This window comes from Thalassotalea agarivorans (assembly GCF_030295955.1).
Classification (GTDB): domain Bacteria; phylum Pseudomonadota; class Gammaproteobacteria; order Enterobacterales; family Alteromonadaceae; genus Thalassotalea_D; species Thalassotalea_D agarivorans.
Genome location: NZ_AP027363.1, coordinates 2702930 through 2725471, shown reverse-complemented (window position 1 = coordinate 2725471; position 22542 = coordinate 2702930). Strand labels below are relative to the sequence as shown.

The window sequence follows — 22542 nt, the reverse complement described above, 5'->3', positions numbered from 1 at the left end:
TAGATGTTAGTCGTCTAAAAGAAAGTGTTTCAGGCTTTTTCCAGACGCGCCACTTGGCGCATTAATGCCAAGTAAATCGGCTAACGTCACAGCAATATCTGCGGTGGCAACTGACGTTGAATGTTCACCAGTTTCTATTTCCCAGCCCGCGAAAATAAGTGGCACGTAAGTATCATAGTGCCAAGGAGAACCGTGTGTTGAGGCAACATGGAGGCCGTCGAAGTCGTTGATAAAATGGTTCACTTCATACACCAGATAAATATCACCAGAGCGATCGTTATGATGATTATTGGTTATTCTTTTCATGGTCATAGTGTCAGGAAGTTGTCCATTTTCGATGTGCGTAGCGGGGATCGCATGTAAAACTCCATCAAAGCTTGCAAACATGGCTACAACTTCGCTTATTATTTCATCTTTGTTTTTATGGCTGGCAAGCACTGAATCATTTAAATAAACATAGGGAGAAACAAATTGCTCCAACAGTTTCCCTTTTAGTCGCCATTTCTTTTCAAGCGCAGTTATTTTCTCTTCTATATTCCATGCCTCTGGAGACACATAGCTTGCTTTAACGCCTATCTTATTTAAATAGCCTGGTGTATTCGCTGCGCCATGATCAGCCGAAAGTACAATCAAGGTGTTTTCGATACCGACTTGGTCGTCAACATAGGCGATAAGTTCTGCTATTTTTTTATCGAGCCTTAAGAAGTTATCTTCCGATTCTAGGCTATTAGGGCCGAAAATATGCCCAACGTAATCAGTAGAACTAAAACTGATTGATAAATAATCGGTGATGTTATCTTTTCCAAGCTTCTCTTGTTTTATCAACGCTTTTGCAAATTGTAAGGTTAATTCATCTCCAGCGGGACTTAGTGTTAATAACGTATTGAAGTAGGGACTTGAATTATCTCCGTATGGGTGAGGGAAAGTAGTGCCAAAACCTGCAATATCTTGTTCCCAAGCTTGCTCATCATCTTTCGCAAATAAATAGCTTGATTGGTTTTTTAATAACGACCATTGTTGATTGCCATATTTAGCCGCTGAATTTTTATTATTAAACTGCTCTACCCATTGAGGATACTTCGAGTAGTAGTATTGGCTGGTGATAAATTCACCATTTTTCTTGGAAAACCAAAAAGCTTTGCCGCTATGTCCCGCCATTGCGATAGCGCCTCTGTCTTTTACACTTATCCCAAATACTTTTGCTTGTTTATTGCTACTTATCGCAATTTCGTCGGATAACGTCGTAGTTAATATAGCATTTGGGCTTCTGCCATCAGAGTTTGCGGCTGCCTGCGTAGGATCAATTTCCGTACTTTTATTAACGCCTGCACCTTTTGATAGCAGTGGGAAGTTGGGATCTTCTACATTGTATTGCAAACGATTGAGTTTTTGGTCATACCATAAGTTGGCAACCATGCCATGAACCGAAGGGTGAGCACCGGTTGCAAGGGTGGTGTGCCCAATGATGGTTTCGGTGTTGGCGTGCATGTGATGTGCTTGAGAAAACACCGCACCGTTTTTTACCAAATAGTTAAATCCACCTTTGCTCAAGTTACCTTGATATCGATTAATAAAGTCTCCACGCATTTGATCCACTGTTATTTGAAGAACCAGTTTTGGTTTATCTTTTGCTAGCGTGACAAAACTTGTTACTAATAAAATCGACAGTAGATAGTGGTTTTTCATGTATCTTTTCTATAATGCAAAGGTGTTAATGTAAAGTTAACAGTTAATTACATTACTTGATAGAATTTTAATAATTTAGCTTTTAAATACATTGAATTTAAGCTAGAATTTTACATTCGAATAATGTTCGAATAGGTATTTAAATGTCGCCAGCGCCAAAGTATTCACATCAGCAACAAGAGCAAATCGTGCTCAAAGCGGCTGAAACTATTATCGAGCAAACCAGTTTGCTCGACTTCACTATGTCTGCTATCGCCAAAGAAGCCGGCATTTCTATGGGCTCAGTATATAAGCATGTGCAAAGCAAGGAAGACGTTCTAATTGCGCTTGCTACTCGCATGTTTAAACAAAGACAGTCTGTCTTTGCTGTTATCAACGAAATGGCTTTAACAACACCTCAGAAAATGATCGCCTTAAGTTTGCTCGATTTTTCTAAGGTTGCTATTTACAGCTTCGAACCAGAATTAGAAAACTTTGTAAATTCTAAAGCGGTATTAAAACGCAGCAGTAATTATTGGGCTGAGCAAATGATTAGTGCGAACAAAGTTTGCGAAGCGACGTTTGTTAATATGCTGAATTCGGCAGTTGAGTCAGGTGAACTCGATGCAGATAATAAATTGTGTGAACAATTAAACCTCGCTTGCTGGTCTATTGCGGTGGGCTATTTCAGTACGGTGCAAGTACACTTAACTTGGTATCAAGAACGCGAAACGGGCGTTCCTACGAAGCAAAAGCCACTTAGCGCAGATGATACATATATTCAGGCGATGACGCGCCTATTAAACAGTTACCCTTTTAATAAACCGCTGGACGACCAAAGTATTGCGGCGGTTTGTGATGCTCTTTCAGGATTAGGTTATCGATAACCACAGGAAAATTATGAAATTTTTAAATTGGATTTTTGCCATTGTTATTCTCGCTGCTATTGGCTCTGGCATTTATTTATACAAAGCGAATTTATTAGACGAACAAGCGGCTCAAGACGCCATGATGCCTGAGCCCGTTGCATTCGTAGAGTCATTGGAAGTACCTTCGGTTGCTTACACTAAGTCGATTAACGTAAATGGTCATGTTCGCGCGCCACAACATGTTGAAATGATGAATGAACTAGCGGGCAAAATAGTCACGTTAAACTTACCTGCCGGCGAGGTTGTTAAGAAAGGGACACTTTTACTTGAAATCAACCATGATGCAGAAGATGCACAGTTACTCGCGGCAAAAGCACAGTTAAAGTTAAACCAACAAACTTTGGCTAGACATGCAAAACTGCACAAGCGCAAAGAAATTAGTGATGAGTTGTTTGATCAAAGTCAGGCTGCAGTCGATATTGCAAAGGCAGATATCGCGTTACTGCAAAACAGCATCAGTAAAAAGCAACTTAGAGCGCCATTCGATGCGACTATTGGTATCCATCATTTGGAGGTGGGTCAATATTTGCAGGCGAATTCAGATATTGTCTCCTTGGTGGGTACTCAAGACCACATTTGGGTCGATTTTTCTATGCCGCAGGTTTATAACGAATTAGCGGTAGGTGATGCTGTCTCGATTCAAAAAATTAGTACAAAAGAGTCGTTTGATGCGAGAGTGATTGCGGTTGATCCACATTTGTCGGCAAGTACACGTAATTTAAAATATCGTGCTCAACTATCTAATGATTACGTTGCCTTGAAGCCAAATACACTTGTCGGTGTAACCGTTCCGGTAGCGCCAGAAAATGAGCTTGTGTCAATTCCTGATGTCGCAATAAAACGCGACCAGCTAGGTAACTTCGTGTTCTTGTTAACACCTGAAGAAGGCGGTGCGTATCGTGCTTCTTTACAAAAAATAACCGTCGAAGAGCGAGTTGGCGATCAGGTTTTAGTGAGTGATGGAATACAACCTGGTCAGTTAATTGCTGCAAAAGGTTCTTTCAAATTACGCCCTCAAATGAAGGTTATTGTGCAAAATGGTGATGGCATGCCTGCATCATCTGGCGGGGAATAATCAGCATTATGAACCAACAATTAGAATCCAAATCATCGGTAATGGATGTTTTCGTTAGAAAACCCGTTATCGCTATAGTGCTGTCTCTTGTTATTTGTTTAGCGGGCTTATGGGCGAGCAATACTATTTCTGTATTGCAGTTTCCTCGTATCCAAAGTGCATCTCTTGTAATTAATACCTACTATATTGGGGCATCAGCGGAAGTTGTCAAAGGCTATGTAACTGAACCTATAGAACGGGTAGCTGCTACGGTTCCAGGTGTTGAATTTGTTGATTCAAATACAACGTCAGGAAGCAGTACAGTTACTGCCTGGTTGAAAATGAATGAGGACAGTACGGCGGCACTTGCGGAGCTTAACTCAAGGCTAAGTCAGATTAGGTACGAATTGCCGGCTGGCTCGCAAGATCCCGTGGTTTCTGTAACACGAGCTGATAGACCCTTTGCTATTTTCTATTTGGATGTTGATACCAAAGGAAATGAACTGTCTCGAGTAACGGATTACTTAACAAGGCAAGTGACTCCGGTACTGACATCTATTGAAGGTGTTCAACGAGTTGGCATTGAAGGAGCTAGAACTCCAGCGATGCGCGTTTGGCTAGATAAGCAACGATTAGCGATGTTTAATCTAAGCGCTACAGATGTATATCAAGCTCTAGCAACAAACAATACCATTGCTACGATGGGTTACGCTGAAAATAGTCGACAACGCATCGATATTGTCGCTAACACGCAATTAAGTGATGTAAGTGAGTTTAATAAGTTAGTAGTTAAACGCGTCGATAATGACGTTATTTATCTCGGTGATGTTGCCCGTATCGAGCTAGGGGCTGAGGATGCTGCAGTAACTGCACGACTTGACGAGAACGATACCGTATACATCTCTATCTGGCCCTTACCTGGTGCTAATGAAATTGCTATTGGCGATCGACTCTATGAGAAAATAGATGAGATCAACCAATCTTTACCTATGGGGATGGAAATTGGTTACGCCTTTGACGCTACTATTTATATGCGCGATGCGCTACGAGAAATATTCACAACGTTAGCTGAAACAGTAACTCTGGTGGGTATCGTTGTACTACTGATGATGGGTTCATTGCGTAGCGCGATGGTGCCACTAATCACCATACCTATTTCGATTTTAGGTGCTGTTGCAGCGATGTCATTAATGGGATTCTCATTAAACTTACTCACGATTTTGGCTATTGTATTGTCGGTAGGTTTAGTAGTAGATGATGCCATTGTTGTTGTAGAAAACGTTGCAAGATATATGCGTCAAGGCATGTCAAAAACACATGCTGCCTTGCTGAGCTCCAGACAGTTATTGGTGCCGATTATATCAATGACGCTTACGCTAGCAGCTGTTTATGCGCCAATAGGCTTTTTATCTGGACTTACCGGTGTCTTGTTTAAAGAGTTTGCCTTTACATTAGCAATCGCCGTTATTTTCTCAGGTATTGTTGCTATCACGCTATCACCGATTATGAGTGCCTATGTGTCACCAAGAGGTGGAGAAGAAGGGCGTTTTACTAAGTCAGTGAATGGTGTTTTTGATGGCATGCAGCGCTTATATGGACGAGCGTTAGAGAAAATATTTAAGAATCAAGCCATAGTATTTCTAATTGCACTCACTGTAGCACTAGCGGCCATCCCATTTTATTTAGGCTCCAAAAAAGAATTGGCGCCAACGGAAGATCAAAATGGCGTAATGTTCGTGATCCAGTCTCCGCCTGAAGCGTCCCTAGAATACAATGTGTCACACATGAATACGTTGGTTGAAAAATTAAAGACGGTTGATGGCGGCAAGCAAGTATGGCAAATAGTTTTCCCATCTGGCGGATTTGGGGGCTTGGAGCTGGTATCAGCTGACCAACGTGAAATGTCTTCGGAAGAAATTTTACCTATGGTGTATGGTCAGATCATCTCTATTCCTGGGCTAAACTTTTTCCCAATATTGTTTCCACCATTGCCAACGCCGGGGCAGTTCGATGTAGAACTGGTCGTTAAAGCGTCTGCACCTTATGAGGAAATGAAAGGTTATGCTGATCAGCTTGTTGGCGCGGCCTTTGGTAGCGGACAATTTTTGTTTGCTGATACTGACCTTAAGATAGATTTACCTCAGGTAGAGCTGCAAATTGACCGTCAAAAGGTTGCTGATTTGGGCTTAAGCATGGCCGAAATTTCTAATCAAATGGCGATATTACTGTCGAGCAACTTTGTTAATAGATTTGACTCTAATGGTAAGGCGTATCGCGTTATACCTATTGTATCGAACGAAGTGCGTGGGCAAACGGAAAGTATATTGGATCTTGATATTAAAACCCCTTCAGGCGACTTAGTACCGGTTTCAAGCTTTGCCAGTTTAAATTGGAAAACAGTGCCTAGATCGCTCGCAACATTTGGTCAACAAAACTCGTTCAAAGTCTATGGTGGTGCTGCGCCAGGTGTTACCAAAGAACAGGCTTTAGCGACGTTAGAAGCCACAGCAAGAGATATTTTGCCACCGAATTACTCTTTAGATTATACCGGTGAGTCACGTCAGTTGCGCAAGGAAGGAAGCACATTAATGACAGTGCTTGCAGTTTCTTGCTTAATCGTGTTCTTAGTATTGGCTGTTCAGTTTAATAGCTTCAGAGATCCTTTAGTTATTCTATTAGGCTGTGTCCCGTTGGCGCTTAGCGGCGCGCTGCTACTCACTTTCTTAGAAATAAAAGATGTCACGATCAACATCTATTCGCAGATCGGATTGATTACACTGATTGGTTTGATTGCGAAAAACGGTATCTTAATTGTTGAGTTTGCCAACCATGTTCAATTGCAAGGCAAATCTAAACTAGAGGCAGTTAAGGAAGCAGCAACAACGCGTTTGCGTCCTATCTTGATGACGACGGGCGCAACCGTATTGGGTCACTTCCCACTGGTACTTGTAACAGGAGCCGGCGCTGAAGCACGAAACAGTATTGGTATTATTTTAGTTGCCGGTATGTTGGTTGGTACTTTCTTTACTTTAGTGGTACTACCTTGCTTCTATTTGTGGCTTGCGGAAACTCGCCATAAACCTGAACCCGCTTGGGATTAAAAAAAAGGCCGCAAGGCCTTTTTTTATGCCTGCAACATTTGGGGTCAGAACATGTTCTGACCCCAAATGTTAAAAAGATACATCTAGCCACATATAACTTATCCAAGAATTAAATCCATATACGCCAATTTCGGCGCTATCTCAGTGAATCAGGGATGTTTGAACATTGAGCAGGTTTGGCTATAAAAGAATGGGAGCGGTTGGTTGGGGTCAGAACATATTCTGACCCCAAATATTTAGGCACGTTTTTATTTAACTGCCATACTTAATGTCATTGTATGTCTTTCAATAACTTAGCGTTAAGGACTGGGTGAATGAGTATTGCTAACCATAGTGTTAATAATTTAGTGGACTTTATAGAGTATGCGTTTCATCAGCATGCTGACTTACCTGCATTTTCGTGTTTGGGGCAAACACTAACGTTTGCGGAAATTGACGATAAGTCGAAAGATTTGGCTGCTTGGTTTCAACAGGAAGCTCATTTAAATCCGGGTGACAGAATAGCGATTCAACTGCCCAATATTTTGCAATTTCCAATAGCTGTATATGCAGCGTTGCGCGCAGGTCTTGTTATTGTGAATACCAATCCAATGTATACGCCCAGAGAAATGCAGCACCAATTTGCAGATTCGGGTGCGAAGGCGCTTGTTATCCTTTCTGACTTGTTTCCTAAGTTTGAGCAAATCGCCTCTAATACGAGCATAGAAACAACACTGGTAACAGATGCTGCTGATATTCTTACAGGCAATAAACCTGAAGTTGAAGGCGCAACAGCATTCAACGATGCGCTGTCAAAGGGTAAGTTTTTGCAGTTGCAGCAACATGTTAATGCGCAGTTATCAGATGTATGTATCTTACAATACACGGGTGGCACTACCGGCGTATCTAAAGGTGCAGCATTGACCCATGGCAATATTGTTGGCAATGCGATGCAACTTCTTGAACGATTAGGTGATGGTTGTAAGGAAGGGGAGGAGACCTTTATTTGCCCACTGCCGCTATATCATATTTATGCGTTTACGGTAAATATGGTGGTGTTTTTCGGTCAAGGTAATTTAAACGTCCTAATACCAAATCCTCGTGATATTAATGCGTTTGTCGCTGCAATTAAGCCGTTTCAATTTACCGGTATGTCAGGGTTAAATGCGCTCTTTGTCGGGTTATGCAACCATCCAGACTTTAAAGCGTTAGATTTCTCTAGTTTCAAATTAACCATCAGCGGCGGAACCGCTCTCACCATGGCCGCATTTAATTTGTGGAAGCAAGTTACAGGGTGTTCAATAAGTGAAGGCTATGGCTTATCTGAAACTTCACCTGTTGTTTGCTTTAATAAACCTGGCTTCGAAGAAGTTGGCACAGTAGGCCCGCCTTTAAAGGGTACTGACGTTAAAATTATCGACCAAAACGAAGAAGCGGTTCCTGATGGCGAAGAAGGTGAAGTCGCTGTAAAGGGCGTTCAAGTAATGTCTGGCTATTGGCAAAAGGCAGATGAAACAAAGCTTGTTTTTACTAGTGATGGATTCTTTAAAACAGGGGACGTTGGCATCAAGCAAGCCTCTGGCGCGATTAAAATAGTGGATCGCTTAAAGGACCTGATTATAGTTTCCGGCTTTAACGTGTACCCGAATGAAGTTGAAGATGTGCTTGTCCAGCATCCAAATATTGTTGAAGCAGCGGTTGTTTCAGAGCAGGACGCCCGAGCGGGTGAAAAAGTCGTAGCTTACGTGACTATCAATGACACTATTGAGGAAAGGGAGGTTATCAACTTTTGTCGAGAACAACTAACCGGCTATAAAGTGCCCAGAAAAATAACCGTTATGGATGAATTGCCAAAATCTACAGTAGGTAAAATCCTTAGACGTGAATTAAGGAAATAGATCCCTAAAACGTCTTACTCCGTATAGCTAAGTATTAGAACTGCGGAGTCAGGCGTGATGCGTATATTATCATTTTGTTTTTTAATTATTTTTTCTAACCTATCCTGGGGCACTGACAACTTTAAAGAAGTGGGCTCTGCTCGCTTTTCTTACTTTTTCTGGGATATTTACGACAGCAAGCTTCTAACGCCCACTGGCTCTTACAATGAAAGCGAGTGGCCGATTCAACTCCAAATTACCTATCTACGCGACATCAAGGCGAAAGCGCTTGTCGAATCTACTCAAGAACAATGGCAACACTTAAACGTGCCTTCGCAAAACTATCAAGACTACATTCCAATGCTCCTTACCATGTGGCCGGACATCAAAGAAGGTGACTCGTTAACGCTAACTGTGAACGAAAACGGCAGCATGTTCCACTTCAACAATGAAATGATCGGGCAAGTCCAAGATCAGGATTTTGGTCCGTTGTTTGCAGCTATTTGGTTGTCAGAAGGAACTAGTGAACCAGAGCTTAGAGCACGTCTTCTGGGGCTTTCAGAAAAATAAAACTTTTTTGTGATCTGATACTTACGGCAAGGCGTATTGCCCAATGCACTTTTTAAACGAGGGTTTAACAATGAATAAAATTACAAAATCGCTTCTCATAGCATTGTCCATTTCAGTGCTTGCAGCATGTGATGATGACGACGATGATGTTGTTATTTCACCACCACCGGTCGAGCCTGGCTCTTCTTACATCCGAGTTATCCACGGTAGTGCTGATGCGCCTGCGGTAAACGTTAACGTAGATGGTGCGGAAGCGCTTTCTATGGTTGATTATACTGAGGGTTCTGGCTTCATCATGTTGGATGAAGGTAGCTACATGGTAACGGTAGACGGCATTTTAGCGGACGAGTCAACTGTGCAAGTTTTAGACTTAGGCGCAGTAGATTTGATGGCTGACATGGAATACACAGTGTTTGCGCATGGATATGTTGCAGACGACGGTGATACAACAAACGATTTAACCACGGCTGTAATTGCAAATGCAAAATCAGACGTAACTGAAGGTAACATCCGCCTTCAAGTCTTACATGGCGCTCCAAACGCACCAACAGTAGACCTGCACGTGACAGGCGCTACAGATGAGCTTGGCGACCCACTAGGTACGCTAGCCTACGGTGATGTGACAGATCAAGTAGAAGTTGCAGCGGGCACGTACCGTGTACGTTTAGTTATCGCAGAAGGCGATAGTATGGGCGCTGTAGCGTTTGACGCTGTGCTACCAGATTTGCCTGCAGGCAGTGACCTATTTGTTGCAGCTGCACCAAAAACTGGCGTAACTACATCACCAGTGCAGTTGATTGCAAATAACGGTACAGACACGTTAACGATTATTGATGACAGAACTGAATCTTGGGTGCGTGTTGTACATGCCGCTCCAGATGTACCTGAAGTTGATATTCTAGTGAACGATACAGCGGCACTAACAAACGTGCCATTCACAGGCGCTTCAGATTATCTGCCTCTGCCAGATGGTATCTACAACGTGAAAGTTGCTTTGTCTTCAGACAATAATGTTGTAGGCATTGAAGGTGACCTAGATGTGTCAGCAGATATGTCTTACACAGTATATGCGGTTGGTACTTTAGCGGCGGAAGACCCAGACATTCCATTAGAATTCTATGTATTGATGGATGAAGTGCGCAGCATTGCAACGCAAGCAAGCGTTCGTTTAACGCACGCACACCCAACGGTAGGTAATGTAGATATTTATGTAACAGGTGATGGTGTAATCGATGGTGTTGACCCAACATTTGCTGATATCCCATTCAAAGCAAGTACAGGTTATGTAGCTTTACCACCGGGTGAATACAACGTGAAGATTACCCCTCCTGGCGACAAAACAGTAGTTATTGATACTGGTTCATTAATGTTGATGGGCGGCGGTGTTTACTCTGCAACAGCAGTAGATAATGCCGGCGGTACTCCAGCTAACTTAATCTTACAAGACGACTTTGTTAACTAGTTAATAAAGTAAAGGTCTTAGTAATCAATCACCTAGTGGCAATTCGCTGCTAGGTGTTTTTCTCGTTTAAAAAGTGATCTCATTAGCCAACCTGTCCGTATTATTGGACAGGTTGGTTTTTTATTAAAAGGTCGACAATGAGCGTAGCAACAATAAAAGAGTTGCAAAGCCCTGTATTTAAAGCTAAAAATTTAAGTATGAAGGGTAATGAACAACAACAATTAAGTGGCTGGATACTTTCCGTTGCCGAATATAGAGATGCTGGCGCGTTTAAGCAGATTTTTCTTTGGTTTGCGCCGAAGATAAGAGCTGTGGCTTTTAAGCAATTAAACAATGAAGCGCAAGCGCACGATATTTTACAGGAAACTATGTCCAACGTTTGGCGTAAGGCACATTTGTACTATCCAGAGAAAGGCAATGCCACCACCTGGGTATATACAATTATGAGAAATGTGATTTTTGATTATCTGAGAAAACTCAGATCTCAAAATGAACAACAACTCAGTGACGACTTATGGCCAATGGTGGAGAAACCAGTGGACGACAGCGTGCTTTTTAAAGATCACTTACTGTCGGAAAAAGTAGAGCGACACCTATCTTCTTTGCCTGAGGGGCAAAAGCAAGTGGTGATCGGGTTTTATTTTCAAGATTTAACCCAAGAGCAGTTGGCTCAACAACTTGATGTTCCTCTTGGAACCGTCAAATCAAGATTGAGACTTGCCCTTGGAAAACTAAAACATTTGTTGGGAGATCAGCATGATTAAACATCACCCTACATCAGCGCTATTACATTCATTTGTTGCCGGCGAATTGCCTGCATCGTTAACTGCTGCGATTGTAATGCACACAGACATGTGCCCAATTTGCAAAGAGAAGGTCGATGCAATAACGCATGCTCAGGCGAGCAAGGCTTTTATGTTTGATGGCGAAGAATTAGCAACAGTGGAAGAAGCGCCGCAGGACACTTTAGATTTCGACGCGATGATCGATGACATTGTTATGGATGTCGCGATGGACGAAGTAAAACTTGCGAAAGCTGTCACTATCGACGTAAAAGGCGATCAATACAAGCTTCCTCGCGCGATTCAAAATATGGATATAGCAGAATTTAATAGCTTAGGAAAACTGTCCAGAGCACGTATAGAACTTGGCGAAGGAGATGTTCACACGAGCCTGTTGCATATGCAACCTGGCGGCGGTGTGCCAGAGCATACTCACAAAGGCTTTGAGTTGACATTAATTTTAGATGGTAGCTTTTCAGATGACAAAGGCGACTATGTTGCTGGCGATTTTATCTGGCTAGACCAGGCAAATACTCACAACCCAGTGAGTGATGAAGGCTGTTTATGCTACACAGTGTCAAATGATGCACTACACTTTACTAAGGGCTTGGGAAAATTATTAAACCCAATTGGTAGTTTCATTTATTAAGGAGTACCAATATGGTTGAAACGATGAAAATCGGCATCAGTAGTTGCTTACTTGGCAACAAGGTGCGTTTTGATGGCGGACACAAACGTTCGCAGTTTTGTACCGATATTCTTTCAGAGTATGCTGATTATCATCCTGTTTGCCCAGAAATGGCGATCGGTTTAGGATCGCCACGCCCCACCATTCGACTCGTCGAAAAAGACGACGTTATTCTTGTTACACGTCCAAACGAAGAAGACGGATATGGTCAAAACATGACCAGTTATGCGAATTCTCTCGAGGAAAAGGTGAAATCATTAACTGGTTTCATCTTTTGTGCCAAAAGCCCAAGCTGCGGTATGGAGCGCGTTAAAGTTTATGATGAAAACGGCGTAACAATTCGTCACGACGGCATTGGCGCTTTCGCAAGGCGCGTGATGGAAATGAATCCTAACCTTCCTTGCGAAGAAAATGGACGACTTAACGATGCGCAGATCCGTGAAAACTTTATCACTCGCTTATTTGTTTACCAAAAGTGGCAGGTACTTGCTTCGGAGGAGATTACCAAAGCCAAACTCTATGATTTTCATAGCCAGCACAAATATTTGGTGATGAGTCATGATGTAGAAGGCTATCGTCAGCTTGGTCGTTTGTTAGGTGAATCTGAAAAAAGCCCAGAACAATTGGCCGAGGAATACATAGCTGGCCTAATGAAAGCGCTGAAGAAGATTGCTACGCGTAAGAAGCACGTAAATACCCTACAACATTTGCAAGGCTACTTTTCTAAGCTTTTGAGCAAAGAAGAAAAAGAGGAGCTTACTCAGCAGGTGCATGATTATAGAAAAGGTCTGGTGCCTTTTATGGTGCCATTGGCTCTACTGAATCATTATTTGAAAAAATATCCCAATGCCTACTTGGAAAAGCAAGCGTACTTTTCTCCACATCCTGCTGCGTTGCGACTAAGAGTTAACTTTTAGAGCATCGATAGCAATTTTAAATGACATGATAAAGAACTAAATAAGCGTCGTTAGCGTATAACAATAAAAGATTTATCGAGGAATATATATGTCGAACCACCCTCAATGGTTGGCAAGGTTTATTGAAGTTTATCAGCAGCTATCCGTTGATAACATAGATACTATTGCCAGCTTGTACGATGACAACGTCACGTTTCAGGACCCCATGCATTTGTTGCAAGGCAAAGAAGCCTTGATGCAGTATTTTCATCGCATTTACACGCATGTTTCTGAATGTCGCTTTGATATTACACAAGTAATCTCGAGCGAAGATAACGCTGCCATATACTGGCAAATGACCTATCGCCACAGCAAGTTAAACGGTGGTCAACAAATTATTGTTGAAGGCCATAGCATGCTAAGCGCTAAGGATGGGCTGATTGCTCAACATAGAGATTATGTTGACCTAGGTGCTATGGTATATCAGCACGTTCCTGTGCTTGGTAAAGTAATTAAATATATCAATCAGCGAGCAGCTGTATGAGTGCTCAGTCCATACTCATTACAGGTGCTACGTCCGGTATTGGCGAAGCACTTGCCTATTTTTATGCAGATCAAGGTTGGCTTGTACACGCGATAGGACGCAATCAAGACAAACTGACCGAGATGCAAGAACAGTCTTCTTCTATTTCTGGGTATGCTTGTGATTTATCACATGCGTCTGCCATTGAATCGTTAAAAGCAGAATACAAAGATGCCTCATTTGATGTGATTGTGTTGAACGCCGGCACCTGTAGATATATGGATGTTTCTCAGTTTGATAGCCAATATTTTACCAGCCAAATGCGGGAAAACCTTGCTAGTATGGTTTATTGTATTGAAGCCCTTCAACATACGTTGCGCACTGGTTCGGTGCTAGCTTTAATGAGTTCAAGTGCTAGGTATTTACCCTTTCCTAAGGCGCAAGCATATGGTGCGTCAAAAGCGGCAATAGCCTATCTGGCTGAATCGCTTGCACTTGAATGGCACGTTAAAGATATTCACGTCGCCACGATATCACCAGGGTTTGTCAAAACGCCTTTAACTGATAAAAACGAATTCGACATGCCATTTATGATAAGCGCCGAAGACGCTGCTAATCGAATTTACCAAGGTATAAATAAACGCAAGCATGACATTGCGTTTCCCAAAAGGCTTATCTGGACGCTGCATATGTTAAATGCCTTGCCCAAGTCGCTGTATTTCAACATGATGAAGAGTAAATTGTAATGACTAAGCGTATAGCAGTAATTGGTAGTGGCATATCCGGGTTGGCGAGCGCTTACTTGTTGTCGCAAAAATATGAAGTTACCTTGTTTGAAAAAGCATCAAAACTAGGTGGTCATACGGCGACTATAGGTGTTGATTATGCTGGCGAACAACACGCAATAGATACTGGTTTTATCGTATTTAACGATCGAACATACCCCAACTTCAATCGCCTACTCGCTCAGCTCGACGTTGAGTCTTTGCCGACAGAAATGAGCTTTAGCGTATTCAACCCGTTAAATGGACTGGAATATAACGGCCATAGTTTTGCGAGTTTGTTTGCTCAAAAGAGAAACATCTTAAATGTTAAGTTTTGGCGACTGCTTAAAGATATTTTGCGATTTAATAAACTTTGCAAGCAACTCCACGAAAGAGGAGATATTGACCCTGCACTGACATTAGTTGATTTCCTAAATAAACATGGTTTTAACGACTATTTTAGGACCCATTACATTTTGCCTATGGGCGCTGCAATTTGGTCAACTAGCTTAGCTGGCATGAATGAATTTCAATTGAAGTTTTTTATTCGCTTTTTTATTAATCACGGCTTGCTTGATATAGCTAACCGTCCGCAATGGTATGTAATCAAGGGTGGGTCGTGCCAGTATATTCCAAGTTTGATTAAGCCTTTTGAAAACAATATTGTGCTTGATGCAAATATTGTCAAAGTTGAGCGCTCAGCTGAACAAGCAATTCTGCATTTTTCTGAAGGTGAACAACAAGTTTTTGATGCGGTTGTGTTTGCTTGTCATTCTGATCAAGCGTTAAATTTACTATCAGACCCGTCAAGTAAAGAGCAAGAGATTTTGTCTGCAATGCCTTATCAAAACAATGATGTGGTGTTGCATACTGATGAGAAAATGTTGCCAACAAAACGGGCAGCGTGGGCGAGCTGGAATTACCTCTTGTCTAATGATGACGAGCAACCCGCAAGTGTGACTTACAATATGAATATTTTGCAGCGATTGAGCACGAATACAACATTTTGTGTCACGCTGAACCAAACAGCACATATCGATGAGAGTAAAATTATACAAAAATTTGTTTACGCTCACCCTGTTTTTAACAAAACCTCTTTAGCTGCACAGCAGAGAAAATCAGAAATATGTGGCCAGAATAATACCTATTTTGCTGGCGCTTATTGGTACAACGGCTTCCATGAAGATGGCGTTAGAAGCGCGGTTGATGTCGCAAATAAACTTGGTTGCGAGTTATGACCGATCTAAAGGTAGACTCTGGTATATACCAAGGGTTGGTGTTTCATAAACGTTATGCGCCTAAGCTTAATAGCTTCAAATACAGCTATTATATGGCCGGTGTATGGCTTGATGAAATCAAACAAAAACGGTCGGTGTTGTTTGGGGAACAATGGTACAAACCTATTCGATTTAACCAAAACGATTACCTAAAAGGTGAACCAGGGACGCTTCAACAACGTATCATCAACAAGATTAATACTCTAGGTGGTCAGTTTAGATCCGGACGTATTTTCGCTGTAGCTCAATGTAGACATTTTGGTATTTACTTTAGTCCAATTAATCTGTTTTTTTGCATACAAGATGATGGTAAAAGTTATATGTTAGCGGAAGTTAGCAATACACCTTGGAATAAAAGGCATTATTACCTAGTGGACATGGTTGAACCAAAAGCAAGTCAAAAAACGTTTCACGTTTCTCCTTTTATGGACTTAAATATGAAGTACCATTGGAAGATTTCACTGCGTGACAATCAAGTTATTATTGGCATTGACAATGTTACAGATGAAAAAATATTTAATGCTTCTATGGCGTTACGTCAAAAACCGATAACTGACAAGCAGTGGTTTTTGTCTATGCTTAAAGTTGGGGTGGCAACATTAAAGGTTGTTATTCTTATTTACTGGCAAGCATTGAAACTTTTGTGCAAGCGGGTACCTTTTGTCCCATATCAACAAGCACCTAGAGCGGATGAAATTAATAAAGGAAACAATGATGGAAAAATTAGCTACTAGTTCTGCAACGAAAGCGCTTCCTACATTTTTGAAATTTTACAAGCAACAAGTGCACAACATCCTAGCCGCTACATCAGGTGCTTGTATCGTCATTCATGAAGATGGAGATACGGTGCAATATGGTGATATTGATGCAGCCCTAAAGATACAATTAACGGTGTTGGATCAGTCACTATACAAAGACTTTGTTATGGGGGGCAGCATCGGCGTTGCTGAAGCCTTTATTGAAGGAAAATGGACAACAGATAACTTGCCGGAGCTGATAAAACTTTTTGCAATCAACAAACAACAGTTGGATGCTATAGAAGAACAAGTAGGGCTTTTTTCGAAAATTAAACGCAAAGCCTACGCATGGGTGACTCAAAATACCGTTTCAGGTTCAAAGAAAAATATTTTGGCTCACTACGATTTAGGTAATGAGCTCTATAGACATTTTCTCGATGACAGCATGATGTACTCAAGCGCTGTGTATCCTAATGAAGATGCATCTTTGGCACAAGCGCAACAATATAAATTGCAGCAAATCTGTGAAAAGCTTGACCTTCAGCCAGGAGAAAATGTTGTTGAAATTGGCACGGGTTGGGGAGGCTTTGCAATTTATGCCGCCAAGCATTACGACGTCCATGTAACCACTACAACTATTTCTGACGCTCAATATGAATGGGCTAAACAACGCATCGAAAAAGAAGGGCTAAGTGACAAAATCACCTTGCTTAATAAGGATTATCGGTCTTTGGTTGGTCAGTTTGACAAATTAGTGTCGATAGAAATGATCGAGGCAGTGGGGCATAAGTATTTCCCAACGTTTTTTAATGTTTGTCAGCAACTACTAAAACCGTCTGGGAAGATGCTGATCCAAGCCATTACCATTAATGACCAGCAGTACAAAGACTACCTGAAGGGTACCGACTTCATCCAGCGCTATATTTTTCCTGGAGGTTGCTTACCTGCTATTTCAGAGTTGTCTAAACAAGTCGCTGAGCAAACACGTGGTACCATAGAGCGTATTGACGATATAGGGTTAGATTACGCGAAAACATTATCGCACTGGCGTGAAAACTTTTTGCAAAATTGGGACACCATTGCGACCTATGGCTTTGACGAGCGTTTTAAACGTTTGTGGTTATATTACTTTGGTTATTGCGAGGGTGCTTTTTTAGCGCGCCACACCAGCACAATCCATTTACTCATCAGAACTTAAGCCAACCCATCAATAAACAAAAAAGACCTGCACCTTAGCAGGTCTTTTTTACATTTGGGGTCAGAACATGTTCTGACCCCAGGCATCCCATCTGGTTATTTGCTTACCGAAAATAAGTTAAGTATATGAATTTTATACTATTCGCTTGTCTCTTTTTCTGTATTTGGGGTCAGAATATGTTCTGACCCCAAATATTGATTGAATCGAACAGGGCTACTTACTTTCTTTTTTACGCAACTTTTAATTTCATTGACATATCTTTACATTGCAATTGTTAAGCTATTCCAAACAGCCTAATAATACCCTCATGCAATGTTTTTTCGCTGCTCCTAGTTTGCTGCAACGAAAAATTAAGATAGCCTGCGCTTTTGTTGGCATAGAGGAAATGCTTAGTCCCGGTACATTAAATGAAACTACGTCTACAAAACTTTTTTATTGTATTTTTGTCGTTAAGCCTGCTTGCTTGTGGCGGAGAGTCGAGTAATACCATAGAACCCGACAATAACGCATCCGCTGAACCAAACGATCCCATAGAACAAGATGATCCATTTGCTCAGCTAAACTTGCCCGATACGCCATTTAATTACGCAAATATTGAGTTGCCAGAGCACCTCACTTCTAACGCATTTGGCGCGCAATTCATGTTTCAGCGCCCTGCTTCAGATTTAGATAACACTCCTGCTCATAACCCGATAACAGATGCTGGAGCAACCTTGGGTAGGGTTTTATTCTTTGACAAGAAACTTAGTGCAAATGGCTCCGTAGCATGTGCGTCTTGCCATTTACCAGCGCATGGTTTTTCAGATCCAAAAGTCCTTAGCGAAGGTTTTGACGGTGGACTTACCCGAAGACATTCAATGGGGTTAGTTAACGCAAGGTTTTACTTTACCGGTAAATTTTTCTGGGATGAAAGGGCGGCTGCATTGGAAGACCAAGTATTAATGCCATTCCAAGATCCTGTGGAGATGGGATTAGTGCTTGCAGAACTTGAAGAAATAGTCTCGAATCAAGCGTACTACCCGCCGTTGTTTGAACAGGCATTTGGCGATTCAGATGTCTCAAGCGAACGTATATCATTTGCGTTGGCGCAGTTTGTTAGAAGTTTAGTTAGTACAACGTCTAGATACGATGTTGCCAGAGCACAAGTATCCTCGCCTACGGCAGACTTTCCAGCGTTTACTGCGCAAGAAAACTTAGGGAAAGACTTATTCTTTTTACCGAGAGTACTCGAAAATGGCGAACGCGCAAATTGCGCAGGATGTCATGTTAGTGAAGCTTTTGTTGGCCCGGTGCCCAACGATGGTGTTGGCAGCACGATAGCAACCAACAATGGTTTAGATGCGATATCTAATGACGATTTAGGCGTTGCAGAAACAACAGGGTTACAAAGGGATACAGGGAAGTTCAAAGTTCCCTCATTGCGCAATATTGCCATAAGACCACCTTATATGCACGACGGTCGGTTTGCGACACTAGATGAAGTAATTGATCATTACAGCACCAATATCCAAAATCATCCGCAACTTGCCGGCCCTTTGCGTACAGACTCTGGGGAGCCAGTACAATTTGCTTTCAGTGAGGAAGAAAAAGCAGCATTAGTTGCCTTTCTAAATACATTGACCGACGATGAAATGTTAACAGACGAAAAGTATAATGATCCTTTTATTGAGTAACTTAATCATCTGTAATTTATAGCTTTTTTCTGCTTTTTATGAAGCTTCTAATGAATCCAAACGACCAGTATATTGCTTGAAATTATAGTAGGTTAGGCAATTATTTTTTTGCTATTGTGCTATCGCTTAGATACTCTAGGCGACAGCTTAAGACGCCTACAAAAAAGCGGAGTGAACGTGTCGGATTGGTTTTCAATATTACCCCCATTAGTCGCCATAATAGTAGTGTTATGGAAAAAAGAAGTGATTGTTGCGCTACTCGCGGCTATCTGTTGTTCTGAATTACTCATTCTGCTGGCAGGCCAGGATGCAACAACGTCTATCCTTACTTTTTCTATCGCGTCAGTTGAGCGAGTTGTTAATGTGTTTGGCGATGGCGGCAATACTAGAGTATTGGTTTTCTCATTACTTGTTGGTGCTTTGCTTGCCTATATGCGAGCATCGGGTGGCGTTAGTGCAACGGTAAACTTTCTGATTCAAAAAGGCTTAAGCGGTACAGCTAGGCGCGCTAGATTACTCCCTTTCTTTACTGGTATTGCTGTGTTCATTGAGTCAAATCTGAGCGTGTTGATGTCAGGTATTTTGTCTCGTGGATTGTTCGATAAGTTTAATATGAGCCGAGCTCGTTTGGCTTATATCATTGATAGTACCAGTGCGCCGATTTGTATTTTGCTGTTGTTAAATGGATGGGGTGCTTATGTGCTTGGTTTGCTTGGTGCATATGATTTAGATCAGTCGGTGGTGAGCATTTTGGTTCAAACAATACCATTAAATTTCTATGCACTTATCACGCTTGCCATTGTGTTTTACACCATTTGGGCAGACAAAGTGCATGGGCCGATGAAGCAGGCCGAACTACAACAAAACTCGACTAATACCCGCATGGAACTTGATGTAGAGCCTTCTAAACCTTCATTTATGTTAGTGCCACTTTTAACTATGTCATTTTCAATTGTTGGTTTTATGTTTTATACCGGCGGTGGCACATTTACTGATGGTTCAGGTAGCAAGTCTGTACTATATGCGACAGTGCTGGCGTGCGTAGTGAGCTACGTAATGATGGTGTCTAGCAAACGTTTTGGTCACAAACAAATGACCGAAATTGGTTTCAAAGGTATGGCGGAGTTATTGCCACTAGTAACAATCGTATTGTTTTCTTTAGCGCTCGGGGCAAGTTTAAAACAATTAGGCACTGGGCATTTCGTGTCCGGCTTAGTTGCAGAAAATCTGCCGCTATTTTTAGTGCCTGCCATGTTATTTATTGCAGGTGGAATTATGTCATTTACCACGGGCACCTCATGGGGCACTTTCGCTTTATTGATCCCTATTGGCATGCCACTTGTTGTCGAACTTGGTTTACCGGCTCCGCTGTTACTAGCGGCGATCTTAGGTGGCGGTGTATTCGGTGACCACTGTTCTCCAATATCTGATACCACGGCAGTGAGCTCGGTGGCGTCTGGTTGTGACTTGTTAGAACATGTTAGAACCCAGCTACCTTATGCATTGGTTGCCGGTGGTGCTTCATTAGTTGCCTACTTAATCATGGGCATTGTCATGATTGGAATTTAGTTTCAAAGGCTTATAAAAGGTAGTGAACAAGGATGAGTAAACGGATATTAATTCTTGCTTTAGTGGCGGTGCAAGTACAAGCAAAAGAGCAAGAGTTTGTTGATATTAAAAGCCATATAACCAATGTAAATTATGACATCCGTTATTACAGTGGAAACAATTTTGTGGGCGAACGCATTGATGGCTACAAAGCGGCAAAATGTCTTGTTCATAAAAATGCGATAGCAGCCTTATCTAAAGCGAGCGAAGCATTAAACAAAGCAGGAGATAGGTTTAAGTTTTTTGATTGCTATCGCCCTGAAAAGGCGGTCGCGCATTTTATGCGTTGGGCGAAAGACTTAGAAGATATTAAAACAAAAAAAACTTACTATCCAAACCTCGATAAATCTGCTTTTGTGGGGCCTTACATTGCACCGAGATCGGGCCACAGTAAAGGCTATACCGTTGATCTTACCTTGGAACAAAAACAGCCAAATGGTAGTTACACCGAAGTGGATATGGGCAGTGCATTTGATATGTTTGATCTAGTATCTAATACCGACAATCCGAGCATTACTAAACAGCAAAAAGCAAATCGATATTTGCTTAAAAAGTCATTAGAAGCAGTCGGCTTTAGTGCTTACGATATGGAATGGTGGCATTTCACTTACACCGCTGTCCCTTCAAACGAACGCGCAACGTTTTACGATTTTGACGTAAAGTAACCCTCTCTTTTTTTGTTTTTATATTTGGGGTCAGATCATGTTCTGACCCCATTTTTAAGTAGTTTGCACGTGTGCAACTTTGGTGTTTTTAAGTTCTCTGCTCTTTTTCTATAAGAGATTCATACTCTTAACAAATAATTAGTTGGATATACTTGTTTAAAAATTTGATTCCAAATCTTTACTTCATACTTGGGGTCAGAACATATTCTGACCCCAAATGTCTCTTTTTTATGGTTTGATAAATCTGTGCAATACTTTAGCTAAATAGATGACTTAGGATTGACCATGCGAAGAGAATTGTTACAAAGCTTTTTAGTTGCTGTATTGACGGTGACGTTATTGGGTTGTGGTAAAGCCGAATCGCCCAAAGGTAAAGAAATGAAACAGGTATCTGTCGAAGTGTTTTATCGAGAGCGTATGTTATTACCGCCCAATGCTACGCTTTATGTAGCGATAGAAGATACGTCAAAAATGGATGTGGCTGCCACAACATTGGTGAGTAAAACACTATCAAACTTGCAAGCTCCGCCTTATTTGGTGACCTTCGATATAGATGCAAGTAGGCTAGATGAAAAAGCTCGTTATACAATTCGCGCAAAAATCGAAGTTGATGGTGCATTAAGTATGATTAATACCCAAGCATACAATGCCTTTGATCAAAGCCCTGTCAAAGTCATGGTTCAAAGTGTGGCTCGCTCGCAAAGGCGAAGTAAGCCTGATGCAAGTTTTAGCAATACTTATTGGAAAGTGTTAACTATAGATGAACAACCCGTTGTAATAGGTGCTGGCGACAAGGAATTAAGTGTTACTTTTACTCAGCAAAATATTGTGCGCGGTTATGCTGGTTGCAACAATTTTCAGGGAGGGTATGAAGTCAATGGTAATACTCTAACCTTAGCACCTATGGCTGCGCAGTTGCGGTCTTGTGCCGAGGAAGATGTTTCAACGCAGGAGTTACTGTTTTTTACTCAGTTAGCTAAAGCCACTCAATTTTCGATTGATGGTGACGGTATGTCTTTGATGGATGCAGATGGTCAAACATTAATAACATTTGCCGCAGTGTACTTAAAATAATTAAGGCGCAATTTGCGCCT

The 22542-nt window shown here is 41.7% G+C and carries 19 protein-coding genes; 18 read left to right on the top strand and 1 reads right to left on the bottom strand.

Annotation, left to right across the window (positions count from 1 at the left end; genetic code table 11):
• Positions 1-6 precede the first annotated feature (6 nt).
• Positions 7-1686 carry an alkaline phosphatase family protein gene (locus tag QUD85_RS12420; protein WP_093326689.1) on the bottom strand — a complete coding sequence of 560 codons (1680 nt, stop codon included), beginning with the start codon at positions 1684-1686 and terminating at the stop codon, positions 7-9.
• Positions 1687-1829: 143 nt separating this feature from the next.
• Here QUD85_RS12420 and QUD85_RS12415 point away from each other — a divergent pair, with 143 nt between their 5' ends.
• The 18 genes from QUD85_RS12415 (at position 1830) to QUD85_RS12330 (ending at position 22522) form a co-directional block, all read left to right on the top strand.
• Positions 1830-2552 (top strand): TetR/AcrR family transcriptional regulator, encoded by a 723-nt coding sequence (locus QUD85_RS12415; protein WP_093326691.1) that lies wholly within the window; start codon positions 1830-1832, stop codon positions 2550-2552.
• Positions 2553-2565: 13 nt separating this feature from the next.
• Entirely contained in the window at positions 2566-3669 is a 1104-nt protein-coding gene (locus QUD85_RS12410; protein ID WP_093326692.1) for an efflux RND transporter periplasmic adaptor subunit, read from the top strand.
• A gap of 8 nt (positions 3670-3677) precedes the next feature.
• Positions 3678-6749: an efflux RND transporter permease subunit gene (locus QUD85_RS12405; protein WP_093326694.1), complete on the top strand. Its 3072-nt coding sequence runs from the start codon at positions 3678-3680 to the stop codon at positions 6747-6749.
• A 314-nt stretch (positions 6750-7063) separates the two neighbouring features.
• Positions 7064-8626, top strand: a complete 1563-nt coding sequence (locus tag QUD85_RS12400; protein ID WP_093326695.1) for an AMP-binding protein — start codon at positions 7064-7066, stop codon at positions 8624-8626.
• Positions 8627-8683: 57 nt separating this feature from the next.
• Positions 8684-9175, top strand: coding sequence for a chalcone isomerase family protein (locus QUD85_RS12395; RefSeq protein ID WP_093326697.1), 492 nt, complete (start codon positions 8684-8686; stop codon positions 9173-9175).
• 70 nt (positions 9176-9245) lie between these two features.
• Entirely contained in the window at positions 9246-10637 is a 1392-nt protein-coding gene (locus QUD85_RS12390) for a DUF4397 domain-containing protein (RefSeq protein ID WP_177168812.1), read from the top strand.
• Positions 10638-10774: 137 nt separating this feature from the next.
• Positions 10775-11401, top strand: a complete 627-nt coding sequence (locus QUD85_RS12385) for a sigma-70 family RNA polymerase sigma factor (RefSeq protein ID WP_093326699.1) — start codon at positions 10775-10777, stop codon at positions 11399-11401.
• Positions 11394-12068, top strand: coding sequence for a ChrR family anti-sigma-E factor (locus QUD85_RS12380; RefSeq protein WP_093326701.1), 675 nt, complete (start codon positions 11394-11396; stop codon positions 12066-12068). Before QUD85_RS12385 ends, QUD85_RS12380 begins: the two co-directional genes overlap by 8 nt.
• A gap of 11 nt (positions 12069-12079) precedes the next feature.
• Positions 12080-13024: a YbgA family protein gene (locus QUD85_RS12375; RefSeq protein ID WP_093326703.1), complete on the top strand. Its 945-nt coding sequence runs from the start codon at positions 12080-12082 to the stop codon at positions 13022-13024.
• A gap of 88 nt (positions 13025-13112) precedes the next feature.
• Positions 13113-13547, top strand: a complete 435-nt coding sequence (locus QUD85_RS12370) for a nuclear transport factor 2 family protein (protein WP_093326705.1) — start codon at positions 13113-13115, stop codon at positions 13545-13547.
• A complete protein-coding gene (locus QUD85_RS12365; RefSeq protein ID WP_093326706.1) occupies positions 13544-14272 on the top strand; it encodes an SDR family NAD(P)-dependent oxidoreductase in 729 nt (242 codons plus the stop codon). The genes QUD85_RS12370 and QUD85_RS12365 overlap by 4 nt, the downstream gene beginning before the upstream one ends.
• Entirely contained in the window at positions 14272-15528 is a 1257-nt protein-coding gene (locus QUD85_RS12360; protein ID WP_093326708.1) for an NAD(P)/FAD-dependent oxidoreductase, read from the top strand. Before QUD85_RS12365 ends, QUD85_RS12360 begins: the two co-directional genes overlap by 1 nt.
• Complete coding sequence (locus tag QUD85_RS12355) at positions 15525-16301, top strand: DUF1365 domain-containing protein (protein WP_093326710.1); 777 nt, start codon at positions 15525-15527, stop codon at positions 16299-16301. Before QUD85_RS12360 ends, QUD85_RS12355 begins: the two co-directional genes overlap by 4 nt.
• On the top strand, positions 16282-17502 hold the full coding sequence (locus QUD85_RS12350; protein ID WP_407705098.1) for an SAM-dependent methyltransferase: 1221 nt from the start codon (positions 16282-16284) through the stop codon (positions 17500-17502). The genes QUD85_RS12355 and QUD85_RS12350 overlap by 20 nt, the downstream gene beginning before the upstream one ends.
• Before the next feature lie 407 nt (positions 17503-17909).
• Entirely contained in the window at positions 17910-19175 is a 1266-nt protein-coding gene (locus tag QUD85_RS12345; RefSeq protein WP_093326713.1) for a cytochrome-c peroxidase, read from the top strand.
• Positions 19176-19352: 177 nt separating this feature from the next.
• Positions 19353-20744: a Na+/H+ antiporter NhaC family protein gene (locus QUD85_RS12340; protein ID WP_093326714.1), complete on the top strand. Its 1392-nt coding sequence runs from the start codon at positions 19353-19355 to the stop codon at positions 20742-20744.
• A gap of 32 nt (positions 20745-20776) precedes the next feature.
• Positions 20777-21448 carry a M15 family metallopeptidase gene (locus QUD85_RS12335; RefSeq protein ID WP_093326716.1) on the top strand — a complete coding sequence of 224 codons (672 nt, stop codon included), beginning with the start codon at positions 20777-20779 and terminating at the stop codon, positions 21446-21448.
• A gap of 285 nt (positions 21449-21733) precedes the next feature.
• Positions 21734-22522, top strand: coding sequence for an META domain-containing protein (locus tag QUD85_RS12330; protein ID WP_093326717.1), 789 nt, complete (start codon positions 21734-21736; stop codon positions 22520-22522).
• Positions 22523-22542: the final 20 nt, after the last annotated feature.

Coding starts and splice junctions, on each gene's coding strand:
- QUD85_RS12420 (WP_093326689.1), bottom strand. CDS start 1,686: ATGAAAAACCACTATCTACTGTCGATTTTATTAGTAACAAGTTTTGTC.
- QUD85_RS12415 (WP_093326691.1), top strand. CDS start 1,830: ATGTCGCCAGCGCCAAAGTATTCACATCAGCAACAAGAGCAAATCGTG.
- QUD85_RS12410 (WP_093326692.1), top strand. CDS start 2,566: ATGAAATTTTTAAATTGGATTTTTGCCATTGTTATTCTCGCTGCTATT.
- QUD85_RS12405 (WP_093326694.1), top strand. CDS start 3,678: ATGAACCAACAATTAGAATCCAAATCATCGGTAATGGATGTTTTCGTT.
- QUD85_RS12400 (WP_093326695.1), top strand. CDS start 7,064: ATGAGTATTGCTAACCATAGTGTTAATAATTTAGTGGACTTTATAGAG.
- QUD85_RS12395 (WP_093326697.1), top strand. CDS start 8,684: ATGCGTATATTATCATTTTGTTTTTTAATTATTTTTTCTAACCTATCC.
- QUD85_RS12390 (WP_177168812.1), top strand. CDS start 9,246: ATGAATAAAATTACAAAATCGCTTCTCATAGCATTGTCCATTTCAGTG.
- QUD85_RS12385 (WP_093326699.1), top strand. CDS start 10,775: ATGAGCGTAGCAACAATAAAAGAGTTGCAAAGCCCTGTATTTAAAGCT.
- QUD85_RS12380 (WP_093326701.1), top strand. CDS start 11,394: ATGATTAAACATCACCCTACATCAGCGCTATTACATTCATTTGTTGCC.
- QUD85_RS12375 (WP_093326703.1), top strand. CDS start 12,080: ATGGTTGAAACGATGAAAATCGGCATCAGTAGTTGCTTACTTGGCAAC.
- QUD85_RS12370 (WP_093326705.1), top strand. CDS start 13,113: ATGTCGAACCACCCTCAATGGTTGGCAAGGTTTATTGAAGTTTATCAG.
- QUD85_RS12365 (WP_093326706.1), top strand. CDS start 13,544: ATGAGTGCTCAGTCCATACTCATTACAGGTGCTACGTCCGGTATTGGC.
- QUD85_RS12360 (WP_093326708.1), top strand. CDS start 14,272: ATGACTAAGCGTATAGCAGTAATTGGTAGTGGCATATCCGGGTTGGCG.
- QUD85_RS12355 (WP_093326710.1), top strand. CDS start 15,525: ATGACCGATCTAAAGGTAGACTCTGGTATATACCAAGGGTTGGTGTTT.
- QUD85_RS12350 (WP_407705098.1), top strand. CDS start 16,282: ATGGAAAAATTAGCTACTAGTTCTGCAACGAAAGCGCTTCCTACATTT.
- QUD85_RS12345 (WP_093326713.1), top strand. CDS start 17,910: ATGAAACTACGTCTACAAAACTTTTTTATTGTATTTTTGTCGTTAAGC.
- QUD85_RS12335 (WP_093326716.1), top strand. CDS start 20,777: ATGAGTAAACGGATATTAATTCTTGCTTTAGTGGCGGTGCAAGTACAA.
- QUD85_RS12330 (WP_093326717.1), top strand. CDS start 21,734: ATGCGAAGAGAATTGTTACAAAGCTTTTTAGTTGCTGTATTGACGGTG.